Consider the following 22,777-nt stretch of genomic DNA (forward strand, 5'->3'; position numbering starts at 1 on the left):
CATGCCGCTTCCGGTCGCCGGGATGCCTTTTTCCGCCCTCTCAACGGTTTCACGACATCGCCGTCGAAGCGCTGAACGGCTTCCGCAGGCGACCGCGCTCGGCGGCCCGCAATGCATCGGTCGTCATCTGGAAATCGAGGCGTCCGCCCGCGGCGATCTGCGCGTGGGGGATTTCAAGGCTGTCATGCGACCGGCCATTGACCGCTGCTCGCGCGACATACGGCGGCACGACACCGCGACGCCCACCGCGCGTCTCGATCACGAGCTGCTCTCCGCCCGCAACGCGCAGCGTCGCACGCGGGAAGCGCGGCGCGCCGAGAACGTAGCCGGGATGCCCGCACGTCAGCGGGAAAAGGCCGAGCGTCGAACAGACATACCACGCCGCCATCGCGCCGTTGTCCTCGTCCCCGGGAAAATGCTCCGGCGTGTAGAGCTCGTCCACTACGCGCCGCACCCAGTGCTGTGTGCGATCCGGGCGGCCCGCACTCGTGAACAAATACAGCACATGATGCACCGGCTCATTGCAGTGCGCGTATTGTCCGAACAGCACCGCTGCCATCTCCGTCATCTCGTGAATCTCGTGCGGATAGCATCCCGTCTCGAAACGCGGCGGCAGCGCCAGCATCTCGTCGAGCCGCCGCACGAACGCCGCGTCGCCACCGTGGAGGGCGATCAGGCCCGCCGCGTCGTGCGGCGCGCCCCAGGCGTATTGCCACGCGCCGCCTTCGATGAAATCGCCTGACCATTCGAACGGCGAAAAAGGCGCCCGCCAACTGCCGTCGGTCAGACGTCCGCGAAAGAAACGGGAGCGCCGGTCGAACACGTGACGGTAATTCGCTGCACGCGCGCCGATGGCGCGGGTCAATTCGCCGCGACCGAGCGCGCACGCGAACCGGTCGATGGCGAAATCGCTGTGCGCGTAGTCCTGCGTTCGCGCGACCGCGTGCGCGGTGAGATCGGCCGCGACATAACCGCGCGCCGCGTAGTCGGCGCCGCCGACGCGTCCGAATTGCGCCGTGTCGGAGTTGGCCGTCGCGTCCTTGAGCAGGGCCTCAAGCGCCAGCTCCGGGTCGAAGCTGCGGATACCCTTCAGCCACGCGTCGGCGATCACCGCCGTGCCGTGCGAGCCGACCATGCAGGCGCGATAGCCCGGGCTCGCCCAGTTCGGCAGCCAACCGCCCTCGCGGTAGGTGTTCAGCCAGCCCGCGATCATGTCGCCGAGCACCTCGGGCGCGATCAGGCTGAGCAAGGGAAACAAGACGCGGTAGCCGTCCCAAAATCCGCAGTCGGTGTAGAGCGGCCCGTCGTGCACGCGTCCGTCGAACGGGCTGTAGTGTCGGCGCCGCCCGGCCGCGTCGGTTTCGTCGATGCGCCGTGGGAAAAGCCAGCAGCGGTAGAGCGAGCGATAGAAAGTCCGGCACTGCGCCGCGTCCGCGCCGTCGATTCGCACGGTGCCGAGCGCGCGCTCCCACTCGCGTTGGGCGGCGAGCCGCACTTGCGCGAAACTGCGGCCCTGCAACTCGCGCCGCCAGTTGCAGCGGGCCTGCTCGGCGTCGATCAACGACGTGGCCACGCGCACCGTCACGACACCGCCGCGCGGACGGCGCAACTTCAGCCACAAACCGGTGCCCGTGAAACCCGGCACGGTGGCGCCAGTCGAAGGAAAATTTCCTGAGTCGAGAATCGGCGCATCCACTTCCGCGATGAAGTGTGCACGGAAATTCTCCGGCGCGCCGCCTTGGTTGGAGGTCGAGTATCCGCTGATCCAGCTACGCGCGCCATCGATCCGAGTCACTTCGCCGCGCCCGGATTGAAAGGCCAGCCACACGTCTCCCGGACCGGCGAAAGTGAACCGCAGGCACGCACCGTGCGCCGTGGGTGTGATCTCCACGCGGATGTCGTAGCGCCGCAAGTGCACGCGGAAATAGTCCGGCCGCGCCACCGTCGTCGCGGCGTCATAGGAGGAATCCACGACACCGGGTGAAGTCGGAGCGGCGTGACCGCCGGCGCAAGTCACGAGGAATTCGCCGTAGTCGCCGATCCACGGGCTCGGTTGACGCGCGGCGCGGAAGCCCTGCAATTTCGCGGCGCGCCGGTCGAATATCCAGCGACCGCTCGCGCTCTGCGGCGTCCAGCCGACAGCCCCGTGCGGCACCGTCGTCAGCGGCAGCGTATTGCCCCGGGAAAAATCCGGATCGGAGTCCGTGCCCTGCCGCGTGTCGACCCAGTCGAGCAACGAACCGCCCATGTTTTTTTCGGCATCCCGGCCCATGTCGTTCTTCACCGCAGGTAACGCTCGAGAAACGCGTGGATATCCGCCGCCCAAGAGCCGCCCTGCGCCGCGTAGTCATCCTTGTGCCGCAGCAGGCACACGCCGCCGACTTCCTGCACGCGCGCCTGCAACGGCGGACCGAACGCCGGGTGATGCGCGCCTTCGCTCGGCGGAGCGTCCGACGGGAGCGGAGTGCACGACACCTCGTAGTAGAGCATCACGGGCGGATCGCCTGCGCTGACGAATTCGATCGGCGAAATCTCGCGGAAGAGCGCGTGCGCCGCCGGCGTTTCGAACTGCTCGCGCGGCAGCTGGTAGAGGATCGGGCCGAGTTCGTTCTCGTCCAGGTGTCCGCCGATGTATTTCCGGAAGAAGCGCAGATCGTAGGACGTCTGCGCATCCCAGACGAAGGCGCAGGAGACGCGGGTGGACTGCCGCGCCACCGGATCGGCGCTGCGTCGCTCGGCGAGATCGTCGTGAAACGCCAGCCAGAGCGCGATGCCGGCGCCGGCCGAACCACCGCACAGCGCGACGCGCCGGCGGTCGATGCCCCACCGCGGCGCGTTGGCGCGGAGAAATTGCACGGCGCGCGCCGCATCGCGCATCGGCTCCGGCAGCGGCACGCCCGGACCGCAATAGCGATAGTTGATCGAAGCGACCGCGAATCCCTGCGCCAGCAACCGCTCCAGCATCCCATGCATGCCGAGCACGAGACTCTTGTCGCCGGAGACGAATCCTCCGCCGTGAATGAACACGATCAATGGCGCGTCCGGCCCAGTCGGCTTCGGCAGCCAGAGATCGAACACCTGACGCTCATGCGCGCCATAGTGGACGTCGGCCGCATCGGGCACGGGAGCGGGAGAGGCTCCTTGATCAGCAAGCAATGCGGGACAGCAAAGCACAGCGGCACCGAGAGCGAGGGCGACGGCAGGGAGGTTCATGCGGGAAACCGGAGACAGCACACCGGAAGCCCGACCGTAGCCGCCCGGCGGCGCATTTCACGCCTACAATGCTGTCGGGACGATTTTCGGCATATCTGTTTTGGCGCCAAGATGGCGGCATGCCTAGGCCACCGGCCAACGCACTGGGATTAGCGCCTGTCGTTCTTGGGCAACGCCCGCGCGAGAAGGTTCAGCACGAATTGCTCGGCTGCCGGGTCGTGATGCTTCACCCGCCAGTCGGGCGCGGGCGCGCGGCGACGGCTGAGCCGATCGGCAGTCAGAACCTGGGAGACGATCAGCGTTCCTTCTCCAACGCCGAACTCCACCCCCACCACCGGCGTGCGAGCGAGATTGTTGCCGCAATGTGCCAGCGGCACCACTCGCGTGGCGCGGGCCGAGACGGAGATTTGGTTCAGAGTCGCTCGCAAATCGACCACCCGTAACCCACCGCTTTGCTCGATACGCGCACTCAGCGAAGGCGCGTCCTCAATCAGGAATCGCACCCGCTGGTTCAAGCGTTCAACAGCCGCCTTGTCGTCCGGGGAAGCCGAGAACTCGTAGTAACCGGCCATCTCGTAGGCGTAAATGGGGCGACCGGCACGGAGGGCTTCCGAGTCGGCTCCGCGCTGCGTCCAAAGCATGGCGCTGCCGGTCGCGCCCAGGCCGGAGATTTCCATCTCCGCGGCGGGCGCGATCAGGCCTCCGCGCAGCCCGTTCCACAACCAAGTGGCCTCCTGCGGCAAGTGCCACCAAAGCGAGGCATCGTTCTCCGCCGGATGAAGGTGACTCTCGGGTTCCGTCACCTCGTGGAAATCGACGATCACGCCGCCCACCAGCGCTCGCCTCTCGTGCCGCGGCGCGACGACCGTGCGCAATTTCTCCAGCGGCACTTCTCCTCGATCGGGATAGCCGGGACCGAGCAATTTGGGACCAACATCGAGCATCACCACGGATTGACCCGCCCGGATGGCCGAGTCTAGGGCAGCGCGCAAAGGGGACGAACTCGCGAGAGTGCTCCAACTCGCCGCCGAAGTGACGACGAGTCGCGCCGTGGGATCGCCGAGACCCACACACGCGAGGCCGTTTTGCGTGAGAAAAGCCCGCAGCTCGGTTTCGTTTTCAGGTAATGCGATTTTCGTCCCGGCGAGAGCAGGTGGCACCACGACGTCCATCGTGCGCGCACGCCAAGTGGAGACGGACGGTTGCAACGTCGGATTCGCGGCCGAGACGACTGTGGCCTCCAGCCGCCATTCACCGGGAGTCGTCGGGAGCTGGACGCTGACCGACGTGCGCACCGTGCCGTGCGCAGGGACCGTTTGCACGAGCTTCGCCTCCTCGCGAATGACCTCACCGACCGCGACGACGCACACCCGCACGGGCACGCACAGTTCGGATGAGGTGTCATTGAAAATTTGCACGGGCACGGGCACGCGATCTCCGCAGGAGAAATTTCGATCCCACATATCGATGCTGGCACTCACTGGCGCGAACGCCGCGGACAGCGCGGCCCATACCGGCTTCGGCCGTCCCTCACTCAGCGGACCAAGAAACCAGTGGTTGCCATCGGCCGGGCTACTGAGCGCGCAGAATGGCGCGAAGCCCGCGACGCCAAGACGCCGCCAGTATTCAGCGACCCGACCGCACGAGTCGGCTTGGAGTTGGAGACGCTGCTCGCGCGTCGGTCGCGCTCCGAGGAAACGGCGCTGGCTTTCCTTGACCGTCGGGTAGGCCCCGGGCTCGCCTTGGCCGTCGAGATAATTGCCGCCGAACTCGTCCACGACCACGGCCTGCGGGAACTGCTCCGCCGAGTCGTAGTAGAGCCCAAGGTTCTCGAACAGACTCCACCAGTATTTGTGCACCGGCATCATATCGCGGTGCGCGATCACCAGCCGCGGATAGTCCGCTTGGATCGCCGCCAACGCCGCCGGCGCATCCCGCAGCGCGTCGGGTTCGGTTTCATTCCACGGCTGCACTAACACGACGCTGGGATGGCGCGCGGCGACGTCGAGCCACGCGCGCCACTGCTCCTCCATGCTCCGACGCGACGCGGGGATACCGTGAAAAAACGGCCACTCGATCTGCACCAACAAACCGCGCCGATCGCAAAGATCCAGCAGACGTTCCGGCGGGAGGCCGAGGTGAAAGCGCAGGTAGTTTCCGCCCAGCGTGCGCAAGCGGGAGACGATCTGCCGGTCGAACCAGTCCACGTCCCATGCGAGCGCCGCCGCCTCGGGATCGCGCAGCCAGCGGTGCCACACCACGGACACTCCGCGCAAGCGCACGGGTTCGTCGTTCAGTCGCAGCTGCTTTCCCTCGACGCGGAAATCCCGACGCCCCCAAGTGAACTCGCTCCAGTCCAATAGAGAATCGCCGTCGAGCAGCGTCACACGCAAGCGGTGGAGCGCCGGATGTTCGGGGCTCCACAGCGCGCAGCCCTCAGGCAGCGCGAGCGCCACCCTACCCTGCATCGCCGGCGCCGGCGCATCGACGGTGGCGAGCACGGTCCCGTCGGCGTCCCGCATCAGTTCCAGTCGCACACGCCGCGCCGCGCCGGCGCGCGCCGGCGCCGATGCCTGCCATTGCAAAGCGAGCTGCCCGTGCTCCGGCTCGTAGGACGGCAGCAGTCGCACGAGCCGCGCGTCGCGATAGAGATGCAGTTCGACACTGTCCCACAGCCCGGACGAAATGTTCGAGCGCCAGCGATCCGCGACGGGCACCGCCGAGGCGTCGGCGGGATCGAGATCGCGCAACGAGCGCAGGGCGACCTCGAGTTTGACGGCACCGCCGGGAGCGAGCTGTGAAGCCGGCAACTCGTGTTCGGTCGGCGCCATGCCGCCAGCAGCGCCCGAAACACGCTCGCCGTTCACCCAAACCTCCGGTGCGAAGCGCGCTCCTTTGAGCCGCAGCACCGCGCGATTCCAGTCTCCCGTCGGCAGACGCACCTGTCGGCGCAGCCAAACGGTCGCAGGGGACATTTCTGTCGGTGCACCGGCGAGGCCGGGCACCTCCACGCTCCGCGAATAGACCCGATCGAGGCCGCACTCCCATCGTCCATCGAGCGACAGCGTCGCGCCGACGGCGGTAATCGGTTCCTCAGCCGACGCGAAACTTCCGAAGCCCGCCGCGGCGAGCAGGAGCGCCAGGCTTGCCGCGCGAACGCGCCGGCGGGGGCCACCACCCCTGGGGGCGCACCCGCCGGCGTGAACGCACACAGCGTAAAGACTTTCGCTCACTGGCGCCGCAAGACGATGCCGTCGCCCGCCGCGAGCGTGAGCGTCGTGACATTGGCGCCGTTGTTGACGGCCGAATCCTGCGTGCCCGAGATGCGTCGATAGCCGAGCCCGGTCAGGTCCACGGTGGCGGCCGCGCGCAACGTGCCATCGAGATTGGTGCGCGGGTTGACGAGAGCGACGCCGTTGGTGAACCGGCGGCGGAATACGCCGTTGCTCCATGGGGAACGCTGGGGCGGATCGATCGCCTCGCCGAGCCAGCCAGTGTTGCTGGTGCCGGCGAGGTCGTATTCGTCGAACCACTGCACGCCCCAGTAGCTGTTCGGCGTGTGCGTGTAGTTGAAATAGCCGTTCTCCATCAGCACGGTGCAGAGACCGTAGCGGAACTGGGCGTAGCCGGGCGACTTGGTGACATCGCCGTAGATGCCCATCGTCACGAGGTGCGGCGCGATGGTGTTGTCCATCATGCTGTGAAAGGTCTGTTTCAGGCTATACCAGCCGAGACCGCCGGGTTTTTCCTCGGAGAAACTCTGACCCATGCCCGCCTCGAGGAAGGCGGAGCCCAGGACGCGCTGATACTCCGGCTCACGCAGACCGCCGAAGCTGTCTTTGCCGTCCACGTTGCCCATGACGATGATGTCCGGGCGGAGTTCGGCGATTTTGCTCCAGTAGGCGACCATGCCGTTGCGGTAGTCCACGCGCACGGCGGGATCGTCTTTGGAGTCGTCAGTGCCGTCGCGATTCCAGTCGGCGTCAACACGGGGACGATAGAAGGCGTTGTCCGAATACCAGAGATCGTAGTCCGGCACCGCGTCGAAGAACGCCGCCTTGCGGCTCTTCGCCATCCATTGCGGGAAGCGGTCGCCGTTGGGTGCGGGCGTCACATGCGAGGTGATGTTGGTGACGAACGTCGCGCTGCTTTCGAAAGTGGTCTGGTCACCGTTGCTGGTCCGCGCCCACCAATCGTTGTTCACGGGCGAGTTCGGGTTGCCGCCGGGGCCGACGCCATTCGACAGCGCCGCACGCACCGACGCGTAGGCGCTCGAATCGGAAATGTTCGGCATGATGGTGTAATTGCCGAGCACCAGATTCGGGTTCATCGCCTTGATGTTGGCCACCACCTGCGCCTGCGCCTGACCGGCGGTGAGACCTGAGCCGGTGTAATTCCAGCCGTCGTAGAAGCCGATGATCGCGAGATCCAGCTTTGCGAGGTCATGCTGGTAGGCGCTGTCGTTGTAGTTCTTCAAACCGGTGCCCGGCTGTCCGCTGATATTCATCCCGCCGATGCGCGGGAAGCGGCGCTTGAAGGGAGCGAGGCGCACGACGACATCGTCGAAGCGCGTGTTGTTCACCTGGTCCACGACACCAACTCGACCTGATCCGAGCGTTTGTCCGCCGATGTCGTCGAACACCACGGTGTCGTTGGCCTTGATCGTCGTGCGGGTGCCGTAGCGGATGATCGTCACGTCGAACCAGATGTCCTGCCCTGCCCCGGTGAATGTGCCGGTGGCCAGCGTGGACTGCGTGCCCGCGATCGTCTGGCGCAATTCCGCCGCTCCCGTGTCGGGCGTGAACAGCACCTCGTAGAAGTTGGACGCATCGACATAGTTATAGACGGCGCCGACCTTGCGGAAGGTCACGCCGGTGGACTGGAGCTGCGATTTCATCCGCAGCGAATAGACGTAGTCCGTCGCCCACGATCCGGTCGTCGCGATGGCGCGACCGAGGGCGTCGGTCGGATTTCCCTTATTGTGCAAATACGAGCCGGACGCCGGCGCCCAGCTCGTGCCCGCGACGACGGTCCACTCTGGCGCTGTGCCGGAAAAATCCTGCGCGTAGGCGACGGATGCGGTGCCCGTGCCCTGGATCGCGAACGTGTAGGTGCCTTCGTTGGAATCGCTGTTGGTGAAGGTGACGGTCGCGGTCCGTGTGCCGGTCGCGGTGGGTTTGAATCGGACGCTGAAGGTGGTCTTGCGACGTCCGTCCACCGACGAATCGGGCTGTGCGATCACCGTGAAGTCAGAAGCGTTGGCGCCCGAGAGCGAGACGCTTCCCACCGTCAGCGGTCCGTTGCCTGTGTTGCGGATGGTGTAGGTGCGCACCTCGCCCTCGTCGCGAATGTCAGCGGAGCCGAAATCGGTGTGATCGTGGATCGAGGGCGTGGTGTCGCCCGTGGTGATTATCACGTAATTGGTGCCGTCGAAATAGCCGGCATCGCCATCCACCTCGATCTCTGGCGCGCCCGTGCCGGTGCCGGTGCCCTGCAAATTGAATTGATAGGGCGCGTGCGCCGGGTCGCCGTTGTTGAGCACCAAGGTCGTCGTCCTCAATCCGGTGGCGGCGGGAGCGAACTTCACGGAAAACGTGGCGCTGCCGCCCGCTGCGACACTGCTCGGCAACGAGCCGGATTGGGAGAAGTCGCCCGTCGGAATGAACGCCAGACTGCTGACAGGCAGGGGAACCAAGCCGGTGTTCTCGATCGTGAACGTCTTCGTCACCAGTCCGCCACCGATCGCGGCGCTGCCGAAATCGGTTCCGTCCGTGGAGCTCGGCGAGGTGTCGCCATCGCTGATCGTCACGCCGGCGCCCTTGACGTTGATGGCTGGATCGCCCGACACCGAGGTCGTGCCGACGCCTTGCACCGTGAACTTGAACGGACTCTGGCCCGCGGCCGGATCGCTGTTGTTGAAACGGAGCGTCGCCTTGCGGGTGCCGGTTGCGGAGGGGTTGAACGTCACCGTGAATGTAGTGGAGCCGGCGGGCGCAACCGTCGTCGCGCCGGGGGCGCTGATGGCGAACTCGGCATTGGTGGACGTGAACGTGTCGAGACTGAGCGCGGCCTCTCCGGTGTTCAGGATCGTGAACGTGTGGGTCGTGGCGCCCGTCGTTATGTCGAGGCTGCCGAAATCGGTGTCGTCAGTCGTGGCGGGCGTGGAGTCGCCGTTGGCGATGGCGACGCCTAACCCACGCACTTCAACGGTCGGCACCGACACAGTGATATCGTCGAAGCGCGAGAAGTTGGTGCGGTCGGTCACGCCCACTTTGCCGCCGCCGAGCGTCTGGTTGGCCGCGCTGTTGATCACGGTCACACCGTTCACCGCGACGCTGGTGCTCGCTTTCAGACGCGTAACCACTGCTGTGAACCATGTGCCCGCCGCGCCGGCGAAGGTGCCGGTCGCGACCGTCGTGGTCGTGCCGCCCACCGTCTGCAGCAACTCGACGTTGCCGCTCGTCTGATCCGGAGCGAAGAGGACGGTGTAGTAGTTTCCGCTATCGACGTAGTTGAAGACGAGGCCGACCTTGCGAATGGTGCCGACGGTCGAGGTCAGGTCAGAGCGCAGGCGCGAGCTGAAGACGAAATTGGTCGTCCAAGTCGTGGGGTCGTAGAGGGCGAGCCCGACCGCGTCGGTCGGACTTCCCTTGTTGTGGTAATAGGACGCCGAGTTCACGGCCCAACTTGAGCCGGAGATGACGCTCCAGTTTTGGGCCGCGCCGTCGTCGAAATTTTCAGTGTAGGCGAGCGCTCCCGAGACAAAGCCGAAGGAGGCGAAAGCGAAGGCGCACAGCGTGCGTAGCTGACAGAGATGCATGGGGAGGAGGCGTTGGGGTGATGGCCGCGCACGCCGAGTCATGGCGACCACTGAGGGGGAAACGAACGGGACTCAGAACTTGAACGTGTTCGTGAGCGTCCAAACGACCGGCTCGGCGATGCGATACGCCGCGATGCTGCCATCCGGCTGGGCCGCGATGGGGATCAGCTTGTTTTGCACGCCGAGGTTGCGGACGTTGAGCTGAGCTTGCCAGCGGACCTTCTTGGAGAGCTTGCGACCGTAGCCGAGCCAGGCGTCGTAATTCACTTCCTCCGGCCCGAAATACGGGCGCGCGGTGTCGTAGTGCGCGCCGATCGAGTCGGAAACGACGGGATAACCAATCGCGACGCGATCCTGCCAGCGGACAGACGCTCCGACGCTCCAACCGCGCAGGCGGCTCTCGTTGGAGAAGGTGTAGTTGGTGACCGCGTTGAAGCGCCACTTCCGCACTTCGGGTGAACTCCCGCCGTCGAGCTGGAGCTCGCGCTTCACGGCGGCGTAGATGCCAGTGAAGTTCGTGCGCAGAGTGGACGTGGTGTTGTCGTAGCGAAGGTCGCCCGCCGTGCCGGCCCAGATGGGATCGAGCTGGGCCATGAAATACGCCAAATCCGCGGCGGTATGCGTCCGCACGGCGTCCTGTCGCGCGGCGTTTACCGCGATGCGCCATTGGCGGGTGGGATTGATCACCATCTCGTATTCCCAGCCTTTCGACACGACGTCCGAGGTCGCGACGACCTGATCGGTGCGCTGGTCGATCACGGCGGAGACGGCGCCGTTCGCCGCGGTGGTGACGCGGACGTTGAAGGTTTTGAGGAACTGGGCCCAGTCGGGACTCGAGGCGGTCCAGGTTTGCCAGGCCGAATTGGCGGCCTGCAACGTCGCCTGTTGAGTCGGCGTCATCGACGGATCGGTGCCGTTGTTCCAAGTGCTGTTGGCGACCATGCCGATCATCTGGCTGCCGAGGACGGCGATCTGCGCGAGTGAGCTGCGCAGGTTGGCGTTGGTCGCCAGGCTGGAACTGGATTCGTAGTGCGTCGCGCGCAGTTCGAGGCGTCCGTCGAAGAGCGTCATCAGTGCGCCATATTCGTGGGTTTTCCCGGTCTCGGGGTCGATGCGCTCGTTGTAGATCGTGAAGCGCTGCGCGGTGGGCCGGAAGTTATCGGAGTTGTTATAGGTGAGGCTCAGGTCGGCGCCGAGCGGCAGGCGGCGCTGAACTGTGCGGGGCGTGTGCAGGACCAGGCCGTAGGAAAACGTCGAGGCGGTGTCGTCCAGCTGCTTCAGGGGGACGAGGTCTTGCGGCTGCGTCGAGGCGATGCCGGTCACCGGATCGGTCACCACGCTGCTGGTCGCGTAGGTGCGATAGGCGTCGCGGCGCACACCGAGTGTGGAAACCAGGCAGCCGTCGAACCAGCGGCTCTGCAAAATCGCCGACTCCGATTCGAACACCTGTCGCACACGCGACGGCGTGAAGGCGGTGGTCTCGGTGACGAGTTCTCCCTTGTTCTGAATGACGCCGAAGGTCCGGTAGGTGAACGGCGCGGGCGCGCCGGCATTCGTGGCGGGTGACTGGTAGTAGAGCGCGTTCAGCGAACTCAGGGGCTGCAGGAGCGAGCCGGCGGTGACTCCGCCCAAGCCGGACACCTGGGACGCGCTCGACAGATTCGCCAGGCTGGGTCCGATGTAGGCGATCCGCGACAGCGAGCGGCGGCCGTTGCTGGAGAGGACGCTGGTCGGGACGGTGGCATTTTCCGCCTCCCAATAATCGAGCCCGGTGAGCGCGGCGCGACCGGAGAAGGCCGAGTAGCCGCGGAATTCCTGGTTCGTGTAGTTGGCCGTCAACGTGTGCCGACCGACCGCCTTCGCCCACAGGCTCTTCGAATAGCGCCGCGCATCGATGTCGAGATAAGCGGTCGCTCGCGCGGCCTCGCGATTGCTGCCGGCGGAATTGGCCCAGCCCGTGTTTTCGACGAACGGCCGGCCGAAGTTCGGGTTCACGGCGCCGTTGGGCAGCTTGGTATTGATGTCGATGTTGATCGTGTAGTTGCGTCCCGCGAGGCTTTGCAGCGAACCGTAATCGAGGTTCTGCCGGTCGTAGCTCAACTCCACTCCGGCCAGCCCGTCGAACAGGGTTTGCTCGAGTGTCGCGTTGAAGGAGTTCCACTCCGACCACTCGTGTTTATTGGGTCCTTCGAGGGTGTGATCGAAATAGTTGAAGACGCTCGTATCCGTGAGTGGGAGGTCGCGCCAGAAAGCGAACGCGGGATTCGCGCTGCCGCCATTGAGGAACTGCAGGTAAACCTGTCCCTCGCGCAATTGGCGCATGCCGCCCGTGCCGCCGCCGGCGAGGAGCCGCTCGTTGACCGCTTCGAATGCATTCGTGCCTGCGGGCAATCCGGTGATTCCGGCCACATCCGAATTGGGGTTTTCATAGACGATGCCCATGTTCGTCGTGAACGAGCGACCCAGTCCGGTGCTCAGGACGCTGCCGGCTGATCCAGTGGCGGTGATGCCCGCCATCGACGCGTTGAGCGGCGTGCCGAGCATCACGCCCTTGTTCGTGACCGGATCGAACGTCGGTTTGCCGTAGGCCCACCAGAAGGTGAATTGGTCATAGGGCGGGCGCGTCTGCGGACGGTTCTCGTCAACGCGGGATTTCTCCGCGTTTACCCGGAGCGTCGTGTCCTTGAACGGACGCCAGGTGAGCGTGCCGAAGGCCCGCCGATCGCGGCCGAAGGTGAACTCCTGCTGAAAACGCCGGTCGGCGTGCAGCGCGGCGATCCGCAACGCGAGCCGATCCTTGATGAGCACTTTGTTCCAATCGAGCGTCTCGCGCTGCGAGCCGAAGCGTCCGACCTGCGTGCTGACGGTGGTTTCGTCGCGGCCCAGCTTGGCGCGCACCGTCGTGCTGTTGACGATGCCGCCCGGACTGCCGAGGCCGAAGAGCATCGAGTTCGCCCCGCGGTTGATGTCGACGCGCTCGACGTTGTAGCTGTCCATCGGCGTGTCGGTGAGGAAGAAGTCGCGCGTCGTATCGGCCGACGAGAGTCCGCGGATGCGCGTCGCCGGGGACGGCTGGCGCATGATCGAGTCGAAGTCGTAGAAGGCGGACTGCGCCTGCGCGCCCGAGAGGTTGCCGCTCACGCCGGTGACTTCGGTGCCGAGCGTGTAGTTGAGCAGGCTGCTCAGGTCGGAGGCGCCGATGTCGTTCATGAAATCCTTCGTGATCACGGACACCGACGCCGCGATGTCGCGCAGGTCGCTGCGCAGCCGCGTGCCCGCCAGCGTGCCACCGGCGCGATAGCCCTTGTCCAATTCCGCGGACACCTCGAACGGCGAGAGCACAAAGGTCTCGGGTTCGCCGGTGCTAGTCGTGATCGCTTTTTCCAACGGGCGGTCGCTTTTCTTCGCGGGCGCCGCCCGATCGACGTTTGGGACCACGGAGACGGTCCAGGTGCCGGAGCGAGCGTCTTGTTGCGCCTCGAGACCGGAGCCCGCGAGGAGACGGGAGATACCGTCGCGCAGCGTGAATTCGCCGCGCAATTCGTTGGCTCGCGCCCCCGCAACCGCGCGGGTGGCAAAAAGGATTTCCGCCCCGGATTGAGTCGCGAATTGCCGCAAGGCGACATCCGCCGCCGCCGCGGGCACATTGAAGCCGAATTTCTTCTCCACGGACTGGGCGCGCGCGACTACGGTCGCGAGAGCTCCGCACAGGACGAGAAATCCGAGGCGCAGCCAGGGAAAACGGTGAGGGCGGACGGCGGGGGATACCGTGCACGCACTGCGGGGTAGGCACTGGGGTTGACTCATGCTTTGTCAGACGCGGCAGCGCGCTCGTTTCCCTACTCCGCCGCGAATTTTCCGCGTCACGGTCAACGTCCGCGCCGCAGCACGATCTCGTGCTCGCGCCGCTCGACGACGACACCGAAATCCTTTTTCAGCAGTTGCAGCAGGGACTCGGTCTTGTCGGCCCGCAAGATGCCGCTCAGTTCCAGCGAGCGCAGATCCGCATCCGCGATCACGAGACGCGCCGTCGAGTGGCGGTTGAAAGACTCCACCACCTCCGACAACGGCGCCGCATCGAACTCGAGCAGCGGGATCCGCCAGGTGAGCGCCTCGTCCATCTCGCGCGCGCCGACCGGCACCACGGCCGTAGGCACGGGCGGCGCGCTCACGTTCACGACCGTGCGATTGCCAGCCGTCACTCGCGCGTAGCGGAAAGGCGCCGCCGATCCCGAGCGATCCTGCTCCGGCTTTTCGACGGAGACGATGCCTTCGGTCACCAGCACATCGACCGCGCCGCCTCCGATTTGCACGGCGAACGCCGTGCCGACCGCGCGCACTTCGACGCCGTGCGCGACCACGACGAAGGGGCGCTGCGGGTCCTTCTGCACTTGAAAATGCGCCTCGCCGCGCTCGAGCACGACACGGCGCACCGCCGGTTCAAAGGCCACCCGGAGCTCAGCTCCTTCCCGGAGATCGACCGCCGTGCCATCGGGCAGGACTTGGTGACCGGGAGCCCGCGCGATGACGGGCGCGGGAGCTTGCACGCCCGCCGGGATCGGCGCGTTCGGCTCCGAGCGATAGGCGAAGAGTCCCCACAACACCACCAAGCCCGCCACGCCCGCGACCACACCCCAGCGGCGACGGCGCCGCCGCTGGAGCTTGCCTGCGACGCGCGACAACACGCGGTCCACGGCACCCTGCGACACCGCCCAATCGAGCGCGTGCTGACTGTCGCCCGCGGCGACATCCTTATCGTTATTCCCCGGAGGAACGGTTTTGCTGCGACGGGATTTCATCGTTCGAACAAGCGTTGATAACCTTGGGCCCGGAAAAATTCCTCCAGGCGACGCACACCGCGCGCCGCCTGCTCGTCCACCGTTTTCGGCGAAATGCCAAGGCGCTGCGCGACCTCCTGACGCGGCAACCCCTTCAAGCGATAGAGGACAATAACGTCGCGGCAGCGCCGCGGCAGCGCCACGAGCCCCTCGGCCAGCACCTCGATTTTTTCCTCCGTGTCGATTTGCTCCTGTGCGCTCGGCTTTTCCTCGACCACCTCGAGTCCGCCAGCCTCGCGCTCGGAGAGAAAAGGCGCCGTTCGGTTCCGCCGCACCCAATCGAGCGCGAGACGCCGCGCCACCGTGAACAGGAAGGCGCGCGCCGAGCGCACCGGCGTCGACAGATGGGTGCGCCAAATGCGCAGGTAGGATTCCTGGACTACATCGTCAACGTCGCGCACCGCCGGAAAGGATCCTCGGAGATACGAGCGCAGGATCGGTTCGTGCGGCTGGACCTCCTCGGAGAACCAGCGCCGGTGTTCAGGGGTGTGGGGCATCGCGACAGGGTGCGGAGAGGTGGCGCCATCATTCAACGCCAGCGCAAAGGCGCAACTGTCGTCCGCGTCCTCGTCCGCGCCGGCGCTTCTCGGCGGCTCGGATGCGGAGGTCTGCGGGAATGATGAAATCTCGTCCATGTCCTGTTCACCGCTCGATTGCGCCACCCTCGAATTCGACGACATAGACCGTCCCCATCAGGTCGTTCACTTCGCACGACACTTCGAAAGAGCGCGCACCCGACGCATCGACGCGCACCGGAATCGACTCATGGCGCGGATCGTCGAGGCGGTGAACGCTGATGACGCGATTCCTGAATGCCGGCAGCGCGAAAGTGCGGTCGCGCTCCACGTGGAAGACCGTGAAATACAGCCGCCCCGGCTTGGTCGTGCAGCGCCAATCGGTGAAGGCGAGGAATGGCGCCGTGCCCGACGGGCGGCGCAGGTGCGCGGCCGGCTCGCCGAACTCCTCGCCGAACGGCGATCGCCCCGCGCCGTAGATCGCCTCGCCGTGCGCCTTCAACCAATCGCCGACAGCGCGCAGATTCTCCGCGCAAACCTCCGGCACCGTCCCATCGGCCATCGGCCCGATATTGAGCAGGTAGTTCCCGCCCTTGCTGACGACGTCAACGAGACGGAATACGACTTCGCCGGGCGACTTCCAGTTGCGGTCGTCGCGGCGAAATCCCCACGTCTGGTTCATCGTCGCCGGCACTTCCCACGCCGTCGCTGAGCCGGCATTCGGCACGACATTGTCGTCGGTGCTGACGTAGTCTCCCGTGCCGCCGAGCCGACCATCGATCAGGCAATCCGGCTGCAGCGCGCGCACGAGTTTGACCAAGCGATCGGCCCGGCCGTTCGTCGCCATCATGTGCGGCGTGTCGAACCACACGAGCGCCAGCGGGCCATAGCCGGTGAGCAACTCGCGCAACTGCGCCTCCACCTTGCCTTGAAGGTAGGCGTCGAACGAGCCGTCGCGCTCCTTCTCCGCGTTGGGCGGAAAATCCCAGTCGTTCCCCGCCCCACCCCGTTCATGCCAGTCTTGCGCCTGCGAATAATAGACGCCGAAGCGCAAGCCACGCCGAGCGCACGCCGCCGCGAGCTCACGCACGACATCCCGCCCGAACGGCGTCGCGTCCACGACGTTGAACGAACTCGCCTCGGATTTGAACAGCGCGAAGCCGTCATGGTGCTTCGCCGTCAACACGACGTAGGTCATGCCCGCATCGGCGGCGAGGCCAGCCCACGCGTCGGCGTCGAACCGCGCCGCCGTGAACTGGCGCGCGAGCCCCGCGTATTCCGACGCCGGAATCTTCATGCGGTGCTGCACCCACTCGCCGATGCCGGGCGAACGCTCGCCCTTCCAGTAGCCGGCGGGCAGCGCGTAAAGTCCCCAATGGATGAACAACCCGAACTTGCCCTTGCGAAACCAGCGCAGCCGGATCTCGCGCGCCGCCGCGTCAGCATCCGGCGAGCTCACGTTTTCCGATGCACGCGGCGCGACGGCACTGACTGCGAGAGCGATGGCAGCGAGGAACGTTTGGCTGAATCGGTTCATGGCCGGAGAGGTCAGCGGCGGCCTTGCGCAATCAACCATTCCTTCGCGCGCTCGGTTTGCTCTGGTGTGGCCGCGTGCCCCATCTCGAGCGCGATCAACATTTGTTTCGGGGCGGAGATGCTGTTGTAGGCCGCGAACACGGAGGTCGGCGGACAGCTTTCGTCGTTGTAGCCCCAGGAGTAGAAACCCGGCGCCTTTATCCGGCGCGCGAAATTCACCGCGTCGTAGTAGCCCGTCGTCGCGATGCGCTCGGGAGTCGCGAGCGGCGCGGGCGCGCCGTCCGGGCTGGGCCGAAACATGTGCGGCCAGCCGCCGGCGCGCCCATGCAGATAGCCGGTGACATCGCAATAGGCCGGATAAAACGCCGCTACGGCGGTCACGCGCGAATCGAGTCCCGCCGTGACGAGAGAGAGCTGCCCGCCCTGGCTGCCGCCGGTGACCAGAAGATGCCGGCCGTCCCATGCCGGCCGGTTGACGAGAAAATCGTTCGCTCGCAGGCATCCGAGGTAGATGCGGCGATAGTAGTATCGATCACGCTGATCGAGATTGAGCACGTTGTAGGCGTCCAGTGCGCCCGTCGCCAGGCTCGTGTAAACCTCGGGGGCAAGATTCACGGGGATGCCGTGCACGCCGATCTGGAGGGTGATGAACCCTTTTTCCGCCAACTCGCGGTCGCCGGTGTAGGCGCGCACGCCCGCTCCCGGCACACGCAGCAGCGCGGGGTATTTTCCCGGAGCCTTCGGTTCGCACAAAATGCCGTAAACGCGCGCCGTGCCCGTGCCCGCGGCATTCAGTGTCGCGACGCTGACGTGATACACGTTAATCGCGCCGGTGGACTCCGCCGGAAGCAGTTCGACTCGCGGATCGAGCGGCACTTGCTCGAGCGCGGTTTTCCCTTCGGCCCAAAACCGATCGAAGTCCTCCGGCTCGCGCTGCGTCGCGGCGATTTTCTCGGGAGAAAAGCCTGCCGTCGCGAGCGCTCGCACGGTTTTTCCGCCGACGCTCGCGGTCACGATGCAGCGTAGGAATCCCGGCGCAGTCAGCGTCCCGCCATCGATCTCGGCGCTGCCGTCGGCCAGTTTCGCCGTGCGCTCATCAGCCGGCATCATCTCGGATCCGACGCGGTATTTGATCTCCACTCCGCGGAGCGGCTCCTGATCCCAACTCGCGCGCACCCGGAAAATCACCTTCTCGCCGGGAAGATAGGTCCAGCCGGCGCGATCCGGGACGACCTGCAATTGGGTCGCGGCCACGCGCTCGCCGCCGAAGGGCAGAGCTGTCACCGCGCGCAACGCGGAGGTCAGCAGCAAAAAACCGAGTAGCAATCGATTCATGGGGAAAACGGTTCGATCATCGTGAACTCCGCTCTCGCGCGCGTGCGCCGTAGCCGACCAAACCGACGATCTTGAGCGCCACGTCCGCTCCGGCCGCGTCGATCGTCAGCCACGCCGCCGCAGCGTCGTAGCTCCAGCGCGTCGCGCCGATCACGCCCGCCGGCTGCGCAAAAGTCTTCACCCGCAAGCGCCACTGGCTTTCGTGCTGACTCGCAACCGCGATTGTGCCCGCGTCTTCGTCAACTTCGATGGTGGCGTCTGCATACTCGGTTCCAGTGCCGAGTGGCAGGTGGCAGAGGCGGTGCGATCGACCCGCCGGAAACACCAGCAAAGCTCGGCGCTTCGCGTCGGCTTCGTTGCCATTGCCCAGTGCGCCCAACCGTGTCGCCATGGGGATCACGGCCCCCGCGCGCACGAAGATCGGGTATCGCTCAAGCGGGACGTCGTAGGCGAACTCCGTTCCCGGCGCGTAGGTGCGGTCTTGTTGCCACCAATCGATCCAAGTCCCTTCCGCCGGCGTCCGAACCTGTTTCGTCAACTCCGGTCCGGCTACCACCGACACGAACACATCCGGTCCGAGCAGGTGCTGCCGCCGCGCCGAGTCCGGTTGGCGCACGACCGACCCGCGGCCGAGATGTGCATCCACTGCGCACGAGAAAAGGTAGTCTCCCAATTCGCTGTGGAGCGTCGCGAAATCGCGATAGATCCGCACGGTCTCCTCGTCGTGAAACCACGGCAGGTGCTCCTTGAGGCCGCCGTTCGATCCGCCGTTCGACATCACCGGCATCAGCGCACCGAGTTGGGCGTAGCGGATCAGCTCGGTTTTCGACGGGGGTTTTTCGTAGTATCCGCCGACCTCGACGGCGAGCACTCCGTAACCGGCCGCCGCGCTGCGATAGAGATTGTCCAGCTGCAGGCGGATCCCGCCCCAGTCGCCGGAAAAGTCCCCCGACCAACCCACCGAGCATTTCGCGATCGGAGCGGCCCAACCGTCTTGATGCGAGTAAGGCCGCGCCAGTGTGATCGCCTCTGGGTTCCGCGAAACCGCGTAGTCATGGATCGCGGAGTAATACCAGTTCTTGAACGTGTCGCGGTCCATCTCGCCGACCGAGGTGCGGAACCGCTCCGGCAGGTATGCCTCGCCTTGGTCGACCTTCCAGCCGTCGATCTTGAGCCGCGCGACTTGGTCCATGCGCTTCGCCCACAACGCCCGTGCAGCCGCGCTGGTGAAGTCGAGATGACGTCCCCGCCCCTTCCACCAGTCGATCACGCGTCCGTCATCGACCGCGAAGCCCAGCGCCTGCACGCGGTCGTATTCCGGATCGGGCTGCGGCACGTCCTTGCTGGTGATGTTGAGGCAGCCGGTCAGCCAGAGGATCACGCGCACGTTCTTCGCGTGCAGGCCTTGAACCATCTCGGCCGCGCCGGGGTATCGCCGCGCGTCCCATTCGAAGTTCGTGTAGGCGGTGCTCCACGGACTATCGACAATGACCGCCCCGACCGGAATCCCGCGGCTGAGGTAACCGTCGACCAGGCCTTCCGTCGCCGCGCGGGTGTTCTGCGAATCCTCCCAAACCCAAGGCTCGAACGCCCACCGAGGCACCAGCGGCGGCGGGCCCGCCAAGCGGCTGACCTTGGCAGCGCCCACGCACGACAGCGACAGGCAGAGCATACAAGCCAAGGTCGCGCCGCGCAAAACTCCGAGCCGGCGCAGTGCGGGGCGCGTCCAAGCAAACAATCCACGGCGCTGGGGGTGAGGCGCTAGCGAGGGGTGACGAGGCATCTGATAACTAGACGCGCCCCCCCGTCGGTTTCCCTACAAGAATGTTCTGCCTCGAGTCGTCCGATGGCATGACATGCGGCAGTGTTGCACCGGGCCGCGTCAGACGGGGACGGAGTAAGCGTGGCACAGGCGCGGGGCGAGGCGGGTTAACTCGCACGGAATGCCACACCTACATTCCTGTCGCCGTCCGTCTCGGCCGATCCGCCGGGGTCGCTTGCGCGCGGGCGATCTCCTCGGCGCGCAGCTCGCGGCGCAGGTATTTTCCGACCCCCGACTTGGGGAGCGCCGAACGAAACTCGACCAGACGCGGGACCTTGTAGGCGGCGAGATGCTGCCGACAGTGCGCGATCACCGCCTCGGCATCGAGCGTCGCCGCCGGCTGAAGCACGACGAACGCTTTCACCGTCTCGCCGCGGTAGGGATCGGGCACGCCAATCACGACTGCCTCCAATATGCCCGGGTGACGGAACAACGCCTCCTCGACCTCGCGCGGGTAGACGTTGAATCCTCCCGCGATAACGAGGTCCTTCTTGCGATCGATCAGGTAAAAATATCCCGCCGCGTCGCGATAGCCGATGTCGCCGGTGTGGAGCCAACCGTCGCGCAGGACGCGGGCCGTTTCCTCCGGCGCGCGCCAGTAGCCGGCCATCACTTGCGGGCCGCGCACGACGACCTCGCCCGCTTCACCGTCGGGCAGATCACGCGTGCCGGTTTCGACATCCACGATGCGCACCTCCGTGTCCGGAGCCGGGCGGCCGATGCTGCCGGCGACGACCGGGCCGTCGGGCGGATTGGCGTGCGTGACCGGAGATGTTTCACTCAGCCCGTAGCCCTCGGAAATCTGACCGCGACGGAGAAGTTTAGTCTGAAAATTCCGCATCACCTCGACCGGCAGCGCCGCGCCTCCGCTCATGCAGACGCGAACCGAGTCGAAGTCCTCCGGCGCCGCCTCCGGTGTGTTCAGCAAACCGATGAACATCGTCGGCACGCCATGAAAAATCGTCGGGCGATGCCGGCGGAACGTTTCCACGACATTTCGCGGCTCGAAACGCGGGAACACGATCACGGTCGCGCCGTGCGCCACGCCAGCCGCCAGCACGCACGTCAGCGCAAAAATGTGGAAGAACGGCAACGCTCCCACCAACACCTCGGGATCGGCGCGCCCGAGCCCCACGCACGCGGCCGACTGAAACACGTTTGCGACGATGTTCGCCTGCGTGAGCATCGCCCCCTTGGAGACGCCGGTTGTGCCGCCGGTGTATTGCAGGCAGGCGAGGTCGTGCGGCTCGAGTTTCACAGGGACCGGTTGCCCTCCTCGCGCCAGCCACTCGGGCCAGCTTGCGCTGTCTCCACCGGGCGCGGCGCCGTTGACGACGATGACCGTCGGCGCATGTGGACACTCGTTCGCTGCGGCAGCGGCCACCTCCGCGCATTTGGCATCTGACAGGACGAGCGCGATGGCCGCGTCGCTCCACTGCGCGCTCGCTTCCGGGCGCGTGTAGATTGTGCAAGTCGGCGTGGCGATCGCTCCTATTTCCCAGAGCGCAAAGAGCGCCACGGCGAACTCGATCGAATTCGGCATTATCAGCGCCACTCGATCTCCTTTCCGAATGCCACGCGCTTGGAGACCGGCCGCGACCGCGCGCACGTCATGGCAGAAATTCCGGTAGGTAACACGGCGGGACTCACAGACGAAAACGGCGCGATCCGGCACACGGGCGCACGTCCGCGCGAGTAACTGCGGCAAAAGCAGGTCGGGGGCAGGCATAGGTTTTCCCCTCGACGCGGCGAAAAAGGGGTAACGCCAGGCGCGTGGGAGCGCCGCTACGACGCCAGCGGACTCCAGCGCCGACAACGCGTTCCGTTTATCGATTCGGGCAGCCGAATGCCTCGGCGCTACCGCACGAGATCACAGCTTGCGCACCGCGAAGAGCAGATGCTCGAGCGTCGCGTCGCGCGCCTTCGCCGCATCGCGGTTGCGGATGTGAGCGAGGATTTCCTCGTGGTAGCGGTGGATCGCGACCCAGTGATCGTCCGGGATGACCTGTCCGTAGATCTCGGTCATGACGCCGCCCAACACATCGAGCAGCGCGCAAACCAAGGTATACAGCAGCGGGTTACCCGTAGCCTGCGCGATGCGGCGATGGAATTCCGAGTTCAGCGACGCGTAGCGGAACTTGTCGTCCATCGCCCCGCGCATCTGCTGCACGATGTCCTCCAAATCCGCCAAGTCCTGCTCGGTGCGCTTCTGCGCGGCCAGCATCGCTGCGTGCATTTCCAGGCCATGGCGCGCCTCCTCGATTTCCCAGGCATTGTTCACGCGCGTGGCGGCGAGTCGCTCAATCACTTCGGCGAGTGAGCGCGCGTCCAGTGGGCGGACGACCGCACCCACGCCGTTGACCATTTCGATCACACCTTTGCCGACAAGCGTGCGCATCGCTTCCCGCACAACGGGCCGGCTCACATCCAGCAACTCAGCCAGCTTGCCCTCCGCCGGCAACACCGTGCCCGCCTTCAGATCGTTCTTCTGAATGTGTCCGAAAATCGAACGCACCGCTTGATCGACGAGGCTTTCTTTTTGCAGAGGAGCGAGGCTCATTACAGGGCATTTTTCGGCAGTAAATTGTTTTCTGTCAAGCTATCTTATAGATTCACAACTGGATAGGCGATTGCACTACTCGCGCATAGACAGGGAACTACGCTCTTTTGCCCTAGCCTAGTCAAGAAGGTCACTTCT

The 22,777-nt window shown here is 65.7% G+C and carries 12 protein-coding genes; all 12 read right to left on the reverse strand.

The features are described 5' to 3' along the window. Window positions 1-49 precede the first annotated feature (49 nt). A complete protein-coding gene (locus tag KF715_02635; protein ID MBX3735561.1) occupies window positions 50-2,284 on the reverse strand; it encodes a GH92 family glycosyl hydrolase in 2,235 nt (744 codons plus the stop codon). Next, complete coding sequence (locus tag KF715_02640; protein MBX3735562.1) at window positions 2,281-3,213, reverse strand: alpha/beta hydrolase; 933 nt, start codon at window positions 3,211-3,213, stop codon at window positions 2,281-2,283. Before KF715_02640 ends, KF715_02635 begins: the two co-directional genes overlap by 4 nt. 149 nt (window positions 3,214-3,362) lie before the next feature. Continuing rightward, window positions 3,363-6,188, reverse strand: coding sequence for a hypothetical protein (locus KF715_02645; protein MBX3735563.1), 2,826 nt, complete (start codon window positions 6,186-6,188; stop codon window positions 3,363-3,365). Between the two features lie 254 nt (window positions 6,189-6,442). Further along, window positions 6,443-10,033, reverse strand: a complete 3,591-nt coding sequence (locus tag KF715_02650; GenBank protein ID MBX3735564.1) for a choice-of-anchor D domain-containing protein — start codon at window positions 10,031-10,033, stop codon at window positions 6,443-6,445. A 72-nt stretch (window positions 10,034-10,105) separates the two neighbouring features. Further along, complete coding sequence (locus KF715_02655; GenBank protein ID MBX3735565.1) at window positions 10,106-13,840, reverse strand: TonB-dependent receptor; 3,735 nt, start codon at window positions 13,838-13,840, stop codon at window positions 10,106-10,108. A gap of 62 nt (window positions 13,841-13,902) precedes the next feature. Beyond that, window positions 13,903-14,832 (reverse strand): FecR domain-containing protein, encoded by a 930-nt coding sequence (locus KF715_02660; GenBank protein MBX3735566.1) that lies wholly within the window; start codon window positions 14,830-14,832, stop codon window positions 13,903-13,905. Then, window positions 14,829-15,551: an RNA polymerase sigma factor gene (locus KF715_02665; protein ID MBX3735567.1), complete on the reverse strand. Its 723-nt coding sequence runs from the start codon at window positions 15,549-15,551 to the stop codon at window positions 14,829-14,831. Before KF715_02665 ends, KF715_02660 begins: the two co-directional genes overlap by 4 nt. Next, window positions 15,514-16,923: an alpha-L-fucosidase gene (locus KF715_02670; GenBank protein ID MBX3735568.1), complete on the reverse strand. Its 1,410-nt coding sequence runs from the start codon at window positions 16,921-16,923 to the stop codon at window positions 15,514-15,516. Before KF715_02670 ends, KF715_02665 begins: the two co-directional genes overlap by 38 nt. An 11-nt stretch (window positions 16,924-16,934) precedes the next feature. After that, window positions 16,935-18,257 (reverse strand): acetylxylan esterase, encoded by a 1,323-nt coding sequence (locus tag KF715_02675; protein MBX3735569.1) that lies wholly within the window; start codon window positions 18,255-18,257, stop codon window positions 16,935-16,937. A 16-nt stretch (window positions 18,258-18,273) separates the two neighbouring features. After that, on the reverse strand, window positions 18,274-19,929 hold the full coding sequence (locus KF715_02680; protein ID MBX3735570.1) for a hypothetical protein: 1,656 nt from the start codon (window positions 19,927-19,929) through the stop codon (window positions 18,274-18,276). 280 nt (window positions 19,930-20,209) lie between these two features. Continuing rightward, complete coding sequence (locus KF715_02685; GenBank protein ID MBX3735571.1) at window positions 20,210-21,808, reverse strand: long-chain fatty acid--CoA ligase; 1,599 nt, start codon at window positions 21,806-21,808, stop codon at window positions 20,210-20,212. A gap of 141 nt (window positions 21,809-21,949) precedes the next feature. Continuing rightward, entirely contained in the window at window positions 21,950-22,639 is a 690-nt protein-coding gene (locus KF715_02690) for a FadR family transcriptional regulator (protein ID MBX3735572.1), read from the reverse strand. Window positions 22,640-22,777 lie beyond the last annotated feature (138 nt).

Origin of the sequence: Candidatus Didemnitutus sp., from assembly GCA_019634575.1 — a bacterium.
Classification (GTDB): Bacteria; Verrucomicrobiota; Verrucomicrobiia; order Opitutales; family Opitutaceae; genus Didemnitutus.